Annotated in this window: 8 protein-coding genes; 2 read left to right on the forward strand and 6 right to left on the reverse strand. The window is 63.3% G+C overall.

Annotation, left to right across the window (positions count from 1 at the left end):
• A partial coding sequence (locus Q0K00_RS10165) for an insulinase family protein (protein ID WP_297229207.1) occupies window positions 1-371 on the reverse strand: 371 nt, incomplete at its 3' end.
• 345 nt (window positions 372-716) lie between these two features.
• Between Q0K00_RS10165 and Q0K00_RS10170 the strand changes: the two genes are divergently transcribed.
• Complete coding sequence (locus Q0K00_RS10170; protein ID WP_297229194.1) at window positions 717-2,630, forward strand: methyl-accepting chemotaxis protein; 1,914 nt, start codon at window positions 717-719, stop codon at window positions 2,628-2,630.
• 806 nt (window positions 2,631-3,436) lie between these two features.
• Here Q0K00_RS10170 and Q0K00_RS10175 read toward each other — a convergent pair.
• The 5 genes from Q0K00_RS10175 to Q0K00_RS10195 form a co-directional block, all read right to left on the reverse strand.
• Complete coding sequence (locus Q0K00_RS10175) at window positions 3,437-4,159, reverse strand: ABC transporter ATP-binding protein (RefSeq protein WP_297229196.1); 723 nt, start codon at window positions 4,157-4,159, stop codon at window positions 3,437-3,439.
• Window positions 4,152-4,937 carry an ABC transporter ATP-binding protein gene (locus Q0K00_RS10180; protein ID WP_297229198.1) on the reverse strand — a complete coding sequence of 262 codons (786 nt, stop codon included), beginning with the start codon at window positions 4,935-4,937 and terminating at the stop codon, window positions 4,152-4,154. Before Q0K00_RS10180 ends, Q0K00_RS10175 begins: the two co-directional genes overlap by 8 nt.
• Window positions 4,934-5,974 carry a branched-chain amino acid ABC transporter permease gene (locus tag Q0K00_RS10185; protein WP_297229199.1) on the reverse strand — a complete coding sequence of 347 codons (1,041 nt, stop codon included), beginning with the start codon at window positions 5,972-5,974 and terminating at the stop codon, window positions 4,934-4,936. Before Q0K00_RS10185 ends, Q0K00_RS10180 begins: the two co-directional genes overlap by 4 nt.
• The gene (locus Q0K00_RS10190) at window positions 5,974-6,867 is read right to left on the reverse strand and encodes a branched-chain amino acid ABC transporter permease (protein WP_297229202.1); all 894 of its coding nucleotides are present in this window, start codon (window positions 6,865-6,867) and stop codon (window positions 5,974-5,976) included. The genes Q0K00_RS10185 and Q0K00_RS10190 overlap by 1 nt, the downstream gene beginning before the upstream one ends.
• 69 nt (window positions 6,868-6,936) lie before the next feature.
• A complete protein-coding gene (locus tag Q0K00_RS10195; RefSeq protein WP_297229204.1) occupies window positions 6,937-8,079 on the reverse strand; it encodes an ABC transporter substrate-binding protein in 1,143 nt (380 codons plus the stop codon).
• Between the two features lie 539 nt (window positions 8,080-8,618).
• On the opposite strand from Q0K00_RS10195, the gene Q0K00_RS10200 reads away from it, so the two are divergent.
• Window positions 8,619-9,587 (forward strand): LysR substrate-binding domain-containing protein, encoded by a 969-nt coding sequence (locus tag Q0K00_RS10200; protein WP_297229206.1) that lies wholly within the window; start codon window positions 8,619-8,621, stop codon window positions 9,585-9,587.
• Window positions 9,588-9,887 lie beyond the last annotated feature (300 nt).

A 9,887-nucleotide genomic window follows, 5' to 3' on the forward strand; every position in this document is an offset into this window, starting at 1 on the left:
TCGGAAACGATCACGTTCTTCTCGCTTTCCAGCTCGTCGGCGTCCAGCGTGGCGTTAAAGGCCATGTCCCGCACCACGTCCATGCCGGTCCGCCAGTGCTTGGCGGGCATGTCCGTCAGGTAATAGGTCATGTCGAAGGACGTGGCGGCATTGAGGTAGCCGCCCAGCTCCTCCACATCCTGCGCGATCTGCCCCTTGGGGCGATCCTTGGTCCCCTTGAATACCATGTGCTCGAGCACATGGCTGATGCCGGCCTGAGCGGGCAGCTCGTTGGCCGAGCCCGTCCCCACGTAAAGACGCGTGCAGACCAGCGGGAAGCGCGCGTCCTTGATGATATAGACCGTCAGGCCGTTTTTCAGGCGAGTCAGCATCTCCTCACCCTGCTTCAAACGTTGGACGCCGGCGCCGCCGGACGTTTCGGTTGCGGCGGCGGCCCGTTCCGGCGCGGCGACGACGCCCAGCGCCATGCAGACGGCCAGCCAGCCTGCCAAAAATACTTTTGTCATATGATCTCCCCGGCACTGTCGTGCCGTCACTGTTGGAACAGTTCATCTTACCCGCGCCCCGCTGTGCTGGCAAGCGGCAAGATGCCCGCCGCGCCCGTTCTCCGTTGCCTGTCGGAGATGCTCTAAGACTCTTTCGTCCCGGGCCGATAAGAAGTATTTGGAAGAGGGCGGCAGATGATGCCGCGCCGCTCCCCCTTCGGAGGTAAGAGAATGAAACTGGCCGTCAAACTGAGTCTGAGCGTCGCCCTGAGCGCCTGCGGCGCCGTCGTGCTTGCCCTGCTCTCGTATCTGGGAGCCGACGCCATCCGGCAATCGGTCGCCGATGTCTCCCGCACCGTCATGCCGACCGCCGCCGCATCCGGGCATCTGGCGGCCCTGCTGGGCGATCTGCGCGCCGTGGAGCTGCAGATAGCCTTTGCCCCGACGGAACAGGCCAGGCAGGAGGCGGTCCGCCAGGGCGGCGAACTGCTCGACGGACTGCGCAAGGCCATGGATTCCTTCCCCGTGCGGGCCGATAACGTGAAGTCCGCCGGCGGCGAGGCCATCGTGCGCCAGGCCGGCGACCTTTCCGGCGAGCTGCGCCGCAAAGGCGCCTTCGACGCCGCCGCTGAGGAATCCGCCTACCCGCGGTACTGGGGCGTCGGCAAGGCCACGCTCGAGCACTACATGGACGGCTACGGTCAGCTTGCTTCCCTGCTGGAACGCCGACAGATCACGCCGGAGGAGATGCAGCAAAAGGTATTCGATCAGAACGGCGCCACCTACCGGGCGGCCCGCGACCTCCTCGTGGAGCTCTTCGCCCGCAGCAGCCGCATAGCCGAAGAGCGCGCCCAGGCTTCCCTGCACAAGACGGAAACCACACAGCGCTACATCCTGCTGACGCTCGGCATCACCGTGCTCGTCACCGTGATCTTCACCGCCTGGATCATCCGGGACACCCTGCGCAAGCTGGGCAAGGACCCCGACGAACTCATGGCCGTGACCGACCTCATCGCTCAGGGACGGCTGGACATCGCCGACGACGGCGAATCCTACGGCGTCTTTGCCAACATCATCAAGATGTCCATCAACCTCTTCGAGCATATGCGCAAGGCGCAGGACGAAGCCTACAAGGCCTGGGAAGAGTCCGCCGTGGCCCAGGAGGCCATGCAGAAGGCAGAAGCCGCGCAAGCCTACGCCGAGCGCGCCCGCAAGGAAGGGATGCTCAACGCCGCCACCCAGATATCCACCATCGTGCAGACCCTTACCGCCGCCATCGAGCATTTCTCCCAGCAGATCACGCAGGCGCGCGAAGGCTCCTCCACACAGGCCGCCCGCATCACCGAGACCGCCGCGGCCATGGAGCGGATGAACACCTCCGTGGCCGATGTGGCCCGTAACGCCGACGCCGGGGCCGAAGCCGCCCAGGATACCCGCAGCAAGGCCGAACAGGGCCGCGAGACCGTCAACCGCTGCGCGGCCAGCATCAACAACGTGCGCGATCACGCCGCCGCCCTCAAGGGCGATATGGAAGCCCTCGCCCAACATGCCAGCAGCATCGGGGAGATCATGGGCGTCATCAGCGACATCGCGGACCAGACCAACCTGCTCGCCCTCAATGCCGCCATCGAGGCCGCCCGCGCCGGGGAAGCCGGACGCGGCTTCGCCGTGGTGGCCGACGAGGTCCGCAAGCTGGCCGAAAAGACCATGTCCTCCGCCGGGACCGTGCACACCGCTGTGACCAGCATCCAGCAGAGCACCCGTACCAGCGTCGAACAAATGGAAGTCTCCATGAAGCTGGTCGAAGAATCCACCGAGCTTGCCGAAGCCTCGGACGCCGCCCTCGTGGACATCGTGAACACCATCGGACGCGCCGTGGATCAGGTGAGGGCCATTGCCGACGCCAGCGAACAGCAATCCACCTCCAGCACCGCCATCACCCAGAACATCCAGCACGTCAGCGACATCGCGGAGGGCAACGCCCAGGCCATGCTTGACGCCGCCAACAGCCTCCTCGATGTCATGGAGCAAGTACAGATCCTCCGCGATCTGGTGGACGAACTCATCGAAAAGTCCGGCGATACCCGCAACAGGCAAGCCCAGGCAGCCGCACAGCCGGATATACCGCTCGACGCCACGTCCTAATTAATATCTGAGAGGACTGTTTTTTGCGGGGGAAAGGAGGAGGCTTTTTGCAAAAAGCCCCCTCCTTTCCCCCGCGCCCCCTTTCCTCCCGCAAAAAATCTTGTTCTGGAGGATGACAGGGAGATGCACCCCCGCAGGCCGTCCCCTGACCGCAGGTCCCCCGGCGATATGCCGGAAACGCCCCTCAAGCGAGACGTTGTACGGCGTGGAACGTGTCAGCCGGGACACGTCGCTTTTTCTTCATGATACGATTATCGGGAACTGAGGAACGCCTGTGCGTCACGGCAGGAAGATGCTCTTCGGCCGTAGATCCCGGCGACATGATGGAAACGCCTCTCAGAGGCGAGGTCTCTTCACGGCGTGGAGCGTGTCCGTCGGGACGCTCCGCTTTTTTTCTTCATCACACGACTGTCGGGAACTGAGGAACGCCTGTACATCTCGGCAGGAAGATGCTCTTCGGACGCAAGTCCCCCGGCGATATGCCGGAAACGCCCCTCAAGCGAGACGTTGTACGGCGTGGAACGTGTCAGCCGGGGCACGCCGCTTTTTTCTTCATGATACGATTACGGGAACTGAGGAACGCCTGTGCGTCACGGCGGCGTGACATTCGCGTAATAAAGCGCGTTGGGGGAAGGGATGGGGGGCGTGGGGGGAAGAGGAACACCCTTGCGCGCTAGCGAGCGACCCAACGGGCGGCCCATAAGGCCGTGCCCGTTAGGCGACGCAGGAGCCTTACGGGCATCGACAGCAACGCAGGGGGTTCCCCTTCCCCCCAAATAAACAATGAGTGGACAGCGGCAACAGGGCTAGCCGCCGAGGTAGGCTTCTTTGACCTTGGGATTTTCCAGCAGTTCCTGTCCGGTCCCTTCCAGCACCACGCGGCCCACTTCCAGTATGTAGGCGTAATGGGCCACGTTGAGGGCCGCATAGGCGTTTTGTTCCACCAGCAGGACGGTCATGCCCTGTTCGTTGATGCGGCGGACGATGTTGAAGATCTCGCGCACCAGCAGCGGCGCCAGACCGAGCGACGGCTCGTCCAGCATGAGCATGTCCGGGCGGCTCATGAGTGCCCGGCCCACGGCGAGCATCTGCTGTTCGCCGCCGGACAGGGTACCGCCCTTCTGCCAGAGGCGTTCGCGCAGACGGGGGAAAAGCTCGTACACGCGTTCCATGTCCGATTTGATGCCGTCGCGGTCACTGCGGGTATAGGCGCCGAGCAGCAGGTTCTCCTCAACGGTCAGGTGCGGGAGGATGCGCCGCCCTTCCGGGGAGAGGGAGATGCCCCGCCGCACCATGTCCTCCGGCTTGAGGCCCATGAGGGAAACGGGCGTATCCCCTTCTCGGCGGGTAAAGAGCATCTCGCCGCTGATGGTCTTGTTCAGTCCGGCGATGGAGCGGATGATGCTGCTCTTGCCGGCGCCGTTGGCGCCCACCAGCGTCACGATGCTGCCGCGCCGGATGGACAAATTCACACCTTGTACGGCCTGGATCCCGCCGTAGCGTACATGCAGGTCACGAATCTCAAGCATGGGTCACCTCGTCACCCAGATAGGCGCGTATCACTTCGGGATTGCTGCGGATGGCGTCGGGATCGCCTTCAGCGATGAGCGAGCCGTATTCCATGACCCAGATGTAGCTGCACACGCCCATGACGACCTTCATGTCATGTTCGATGAGCAGGATGGTCAGGTCGAACTCGTCACGGATATGACCGATGAAGTGCATGAGTTCCAGACTTTCCTGCGGGTTCATGCCTGCCGCGGGCTCGTCGAGCAGCAGCATCTTCGGTTCCGTGGCCAGGGCGCGGGCGATCTCCAGACGGCGCTGCGCGCCATAGGGCAGGCTGCACGCCTTTTCGTCCTTGTAGGCAAGCAGATCCAGCCGTTCCACCAGGCGCAGGGCCTTTTCCCGGATGGCGGCTTCCTCGCGGTAGTACATGGGCAGGCCCAGCGGGGCCATCCACCACGGCCAGCGGCGGCGCACATGACAGCCCACCATCACGTTTTCCAGCGCCGACATCTGCGCGGAGAGGCGGATGTTCTGGAAGGTGCGGGCGATGCCCAGACGGCAGACGCGGTACGGCGCAAAGCCCTTGATGTTTCGTTTTTCAAAGATGACCCGGCCCTCCTGCGGCGTATAGAAGCCGCTCAGGACGTTGAACAGGGTCGTCTTGCCCGCGCCGTTGGGCCCGATGACGCCCACGATGCTGCCGCGCGGGATGGCCAGCGACATTTCCGACACGGCCGTCACTCCGCCGAAGCGCATGGTGATGCCATCGGCCCGCAAAAGGATATCCTTGCCGCTCATGCCTTCTTCCTCCCCAGACGGCGCAGGCTCTTCCAGGTGAGTTCCCGCGTGCCCATGATGCCCTCGCGCCGGAACAGGATGATGAGCAACAGGATCAGCGAAAAGACGACCATACGCATACCGGGGATGCCCGGTATCTCGAAGAGACCGAAGTCCATGGGCTCCTCGATGGCGCGCAGCCATTCCAGCAGCACGGTGATGATGCCCGCGCCGAGCAAGCTGCCGGTCAGGGAGCCGAGGCCTCCGGCCACCACGAACATGAGCACGTTGAAGGTCAGGAGGAAGTTGAACATCTTCGGGTCGATGGTGGAGAGGTGGCTGCCCAGCAGCGCCCCGCCCACACCGGCAAAGAAGGCGCCCAGACAGAAGGACAGCACCTTGTAGTTGAAGACGTTGATGCCCATGACGTTGGCGGCGATCTCGTTGTCGCGTATGCAGCGCAGCACGTTGCCGAAGTTGCCGAAGAGCAGGCGCGCCAGCACGATGAGCGTGATGATCATCCAGACGTAGCAGGTCATGAGGGTCGCCTCGGCGGGTATGCCCTTGATGCCCAGCGAGCCGTTGGTGATGGACGACATGTTGACGATGAGCACGCGGATGATCTCCGCAAAGCCCAGCGTGGCGATGCCGAGGTAGTCATCCCCCAGGCGCAGCACGGGCACGGCGATGACGAAGGCAAAGAGCATGGCCGCCACGCCCCCGGCCAGCACCGCCACCCAGAAGGGGGTATGCAGGATGGAGAAAGGCCAGATGATGGGATCGAGTATCCACATCATCTCCTTCTGTTCGGGCAGCAGGGTGCAGAGCGCGCCCACATAGGCCCCGATGGCCATGAAGCCCGCATGTCCCAGAGAGAACAGCCCGGTAAAGCCGTAGATGAGATTGAGGGACAGGGCCAGGATGGCGTTGATGAAGATGAGCTTGACGATGTAGATTTGATAGTCGCCGATAAGTCCGTGGCGTTCCACCAGCCAGAGGGCTCCTCCGACCAGCAGGATGAGCAGGATATTGGCGAGAGTGGTGAGGTTCAGGCGCATCAGATCTTCTCCTTCAGGCGTTCGCCCAGCAGGCCGGTGGGCTTGACCACCAGCACCAGCACCAGCAGGACGAAGGCGAAGGCGTCACGGTAGCCGGAAAGCTCGGGCAGGAAAGCAACGGCCATGATCTCCACGAAACCCAGAGCGAGGCCGCCGATGACCGCCCCCTGGATGGAGCCGATGCCGCCGAAGACCGCCGCGATGAAGGCCTTGAGGCCGGGCATGATGCCCATGTACGGATGGACCTGCGGATAGCGCAGGGCCCACATGATGCCCGAGGCCGCAGCCAGCGCCGAACCGATGCAGAAGGTGAAGGCGATGATGTTGTCCACGCGCACCCCCATGAGGCGCGTGGTCTCGATGTCCTTGGAAATGGCGCGCATGGCCAGACCGGGCTTGGTCTTGTAGACCACATAGAGCAGCACCGCCACAAGGATGGCCGTCATCACGGGGACAAAGGCCGTGAGCTTGAGGATGCGGACCTGTCCGAGCTGCCATTCCGTGATCAGCCATTCCGGCTGGACCACGGGGCGCGGCTGCCCGGAAAAGACCACCACGGCAAGACTTTCAATAAAGAAGGAGACGGCGATGGCGCTGATGAGCGCCGAGATGCGCGGCGCTTCGCGCAGAGGCCGGTAGGCCACACGCTCGATGGCCACGCCGATGACGCTGGCCCCCACGATGGCCAGGATGGCCGCCAGGCCCCAGGGCCAGCCGAAGGCAAAAGTGCCGAAAAAGACGAAATAGGCCCCGACCATGAGAATATCGCCGTGGGCAAAGTTGATCAGCCGCAAAATGCCGTAGACCATGGTGTAGCCGATGGCTATGAGCGCATAGAGCGAGCCCAGCGTCAGGGCATTGAAACAGTGCTGAAAAAACATTTCAAGGGTCATGAGGCCACCTGGACGTTGAGGCCCGCCGGAACGTCCGCTCCGGCGGGCCGTGTTGAAAGCAAAGAGGGTTTACTGCTTGGGCGTCACTTCGCCCACATAGACGCGCTTGCCGCCCTTGTACTCGATGATGCCCACGGGCATCTCGGCGTCATGCGTGGCGTTGACGGACACCGTGCCCAGCGGGGTCACCAGGTCCTTGGTGGAGGCCAGCGCCTTGGTGATGGCTTCGGGATCGGCGGAACCGGCGCGCTTGATGGCGTCGTAGATCATGAAATAGCTGTTGTAGCCCAGAGCGCCGTTCACGTTGGTGTCCTTTTCAGGATAGGCGGCCTTCCAGGCGTCGGTGAACTTCTTGGCTTCCCCGCTCATGGTGGGCATGGTCGGGTCATAGGGGAAGGTGGTGTGCAGGAAGCCCTCGGCCGCCTTGCCCGCCAGCTTCACGGTGTCGGGGTTGTCCATGGCGTCCGCGCCCATGAGGCGGAAGGTCGCGCCCAGTTCGCGGGCCTGCTTCATGATGATGGCGCCTTCAGCGAAGTAGGCGGGCATGAAGACGATGTCGGGCTTCTTGGCGATGAGTTCGGTGATCTGGGCCGTGAAGTCCTGGTCGCCGGAGCTGTACTTGAGGTTGGCCACCACTTCGCCGCCCAGCTTCTTGAAGGAACGGGAGAAGAAGTTGGCCAGGCCCACGGCGTAGTCGTTGGTCATGTCCATGAGCACGGCGGCCTTCTTGAAGCCGAGGTTCTCAAAGGCATAGGTGGCGGCGGCAGCGCCCTGATAGGGGTCGATGAAGCAGGCGCGGAAGTAGTACTTCTTGCCCATGGTCACCAGAGGATTGGTGCAGGAGGTGCCCACGCCGGGGATCTTGGCCTTTTCGGTGATCTCCGCGCCGGCCATGGCCAGAGAGGAGCCGTAGGTACCGATGAGGGCGACCACCTTGTCCCGTTCGGTCAGGCGTTTCACCGCGTTGGCGGCTTCGACCTTGTCGGACTTGTTGTCCACCACCACCAGCTCGATGGGACGATCAAGCACGGTGGGCATCTGTTTGTGCGCCAGCTGGATGCCTTCCAGTTCCAGCTGTCCGCCAAAGGCATTCTGACCGGTCAGCGGCAGGTACACGCCGATCTTGATCGGTTCCGCGGCCACGGCCTGACCGGCAAAGCCGAGCGTCAGGGCCAGCATGGCCAGTCCAGCGAGACGTTTGCCCAACTTCATAGGTGAATCTCCCGTAATTGTGGGTGAATAAGATTAACTTGGCAACATACGTTTTGTCGCCTTTGGTCACCCTACACGATTTTTTCCGGTCTGCAAAGCACTCAGGAGCCGTCCGGGCACGGATTTTAGAGCGTCTTGGCATGAGAGCGGTTTGCCTTTGAAAAAGGCGATACGCAAGGCGGCGGTCCAGCGCCGCCCGCCCCAAACCGTCGGGATGACCGCATTTTTTCCGCGAAACGACAGACCGTATGGGGGTGGGAGGCAAAGCGTTTCAAGGGGAAAACGCTCCCTGTCGCGGGGGCAGCCTCCCGTCCGCCGCGAGGACCGTCCCCCCCCCGCCCGAGCGACGCATCCCCTGCTCTCTCGCGCGGTGATCCCCCGCGATCCGCTGGACGCGATGACGCCCTCGACGCCCCGCTCCCGCAGGGAACGCACGCCGACTCCCGCCCGAGGAGGCCCTCTTGACGCTCCGCCCCGTGTGCGTGATGATGGGAAGGAGGCCTCCCCCCACGCTTTTTCCCCGCAACACAGGGTTTCGCATGAACTACGCCGACGATCCCGTCGCCCGGAAACATGCCCGCAGCATCGCGGCTGTCCTCAGCGACGACAATCACATCATCAACATCAAGACGTTCGTCATCGCCGCGCGCTACCTCAGTTTCAAGGCGGCGGCCAAAAACCTGTGTCTGACGCCGGGCGCGGTGAGCCATCGTATCGCCCGGCTGGAGGAAGTGCTCGGCTTCCCGCTCTTCAACCGGCTGACCCGCTCGGTGACGCTGACGGTGGAGGGCGAGCGCCTGCGCGAGGTGTACGAGGCCGCCCTTGCCAAGATGCACGCCGAAGTCAAGCGGCTGCTCGACGATGACGGGCTGTCGAGCCTGACCATCTACGCGCATCCCAGCATCGCGCTGGGCTGGCTGCTGCCGCGTCTGCCCGAATTCCAGACCGCCCACCCGAGCCTGCAGATCGCCGTGCACACCGGCAACACGCCCACCGATTTCTCCCACGAGTCCGGCGTCGATGTGGCGCTGTACTACGGCAGCGGCTCCTTCACCGGTCTGGAATCCCGCAAGATCATGGATGAACGGGCCGTGCCCGTCTGTACCCCCGCCTACGCCGAAGCCCACGACCTGTACGGGCACCCGGAGCATCTGGAAAGCTGCACCCTGCTGCATGACTGCGCCCCGTGGCATTACAGCACCGTCACCGCCGAATGGCAGGAATGGGCCAAAAAGAATGCCCTCGATCTGGGCAAGGCGCACAGCATGACGCTGGATACGGCCTACGGGGCCGCGCTGGCCGCCTCCTACGGTCTGGGGGTGGCGCTCGGCCGGACGCGCCTCATGGAGGGGCTGCTGCGGGAAAAACGCCTTATCATGCCCTTCCCCGACCTGCTGCCGGTCACGACGGAACATGCCTATTACGCCGTCTGGCCGCGTACCCGCCAGCCTTCCGCCATCCTGCTGGCCTTCCTCCACTGGCTGGCCGGTTCGTCGAAAGACGCCTGAAACGGGGCGGCACAGCGCCGCCCGGCCCCAACTGAGCGGAAAACCACGTTTTCCCCCGAAGCGACAGGCCATATGGCTTGCAACGCGAAGCGTTTCACTCTGAAAATGCTCCAAGGTCTGTCAACACAATTTTTGCAAACAATTTCAATTGATAAGCCAAACAGACTGTATACACGCCGCTTGCTTTTGGGACGAGAGTGCCGCGTGTCTTTGGCTCTTCCCCGGTAAAAGCGCGCTGGGGAAGGGATGGGGGGCTTGGGGGGAAGGGGAACACCTCCCGCGCTAGCGGAGGGGTTCCCC

Origin of the sequence: uncultured Desulfovibrio sp., assembly GCF_944327235.1 — a bacterium.
GTDB lineage: Bacteria > Desulfobacterota > Desulfovibrionia > Desulfovibrionales > Desulfovibrionaceae > Desulfovibrio.

Bases quoted from the DNA above. Each gene is read 5' to 3' on its own strand.
- Q0K00_RS10170 (WP_297229194.1), top strand. From the start codon at position 717: ATGAAACTGGCCGTCAAACTGAGTCTGAGCGTCGCCCTGAGCGCCTGC.
- Q0K00_RS10175 (WP_297229196.1), bottom strand. From the start codon at position 4,159: ATGCTTGAGATTCGTGACCTGCATGTACGCTACGGCGGGATCCAGGCC.
- Q0K00_RS10180 (WP_297229198.1), bottom strand. From the start codon at position 4,937: ATGAGCGGCAAGGATATCCTTTTGCGGGCCGATGGCATCACCATGCGC.
- Q0K00_RS10185 (WP_297229199.1), bottom strand. From the start codon at position 5,974: ATGCGCCTGAACCTCACCACTCTCGCCAATATCCTGCTCATCCTGCTG.
- Q0K00_RS10190 (WP_297229202.1), bottom strand. From the start codon at position 6,867: ATGACCCTTGAAATGTTTTTTCAGCACTGTTTCAATGCCCTGACGCTG.
- Q0K00_RS10195 (WP_297229204.1), bottom strand. From the start codon at position 8,079: ATGAAGTTGGGCAAACGTCTCGCTGGACTGGCCATGCTGGCCCTGACG.
- Q0K00_RS10200 (WP_297229206.1), top strand. From the start codon at position 8,619: ATGAACTACGCCGACGATCCCGTCGCCCGGAAACATGCCCGCAGCATC.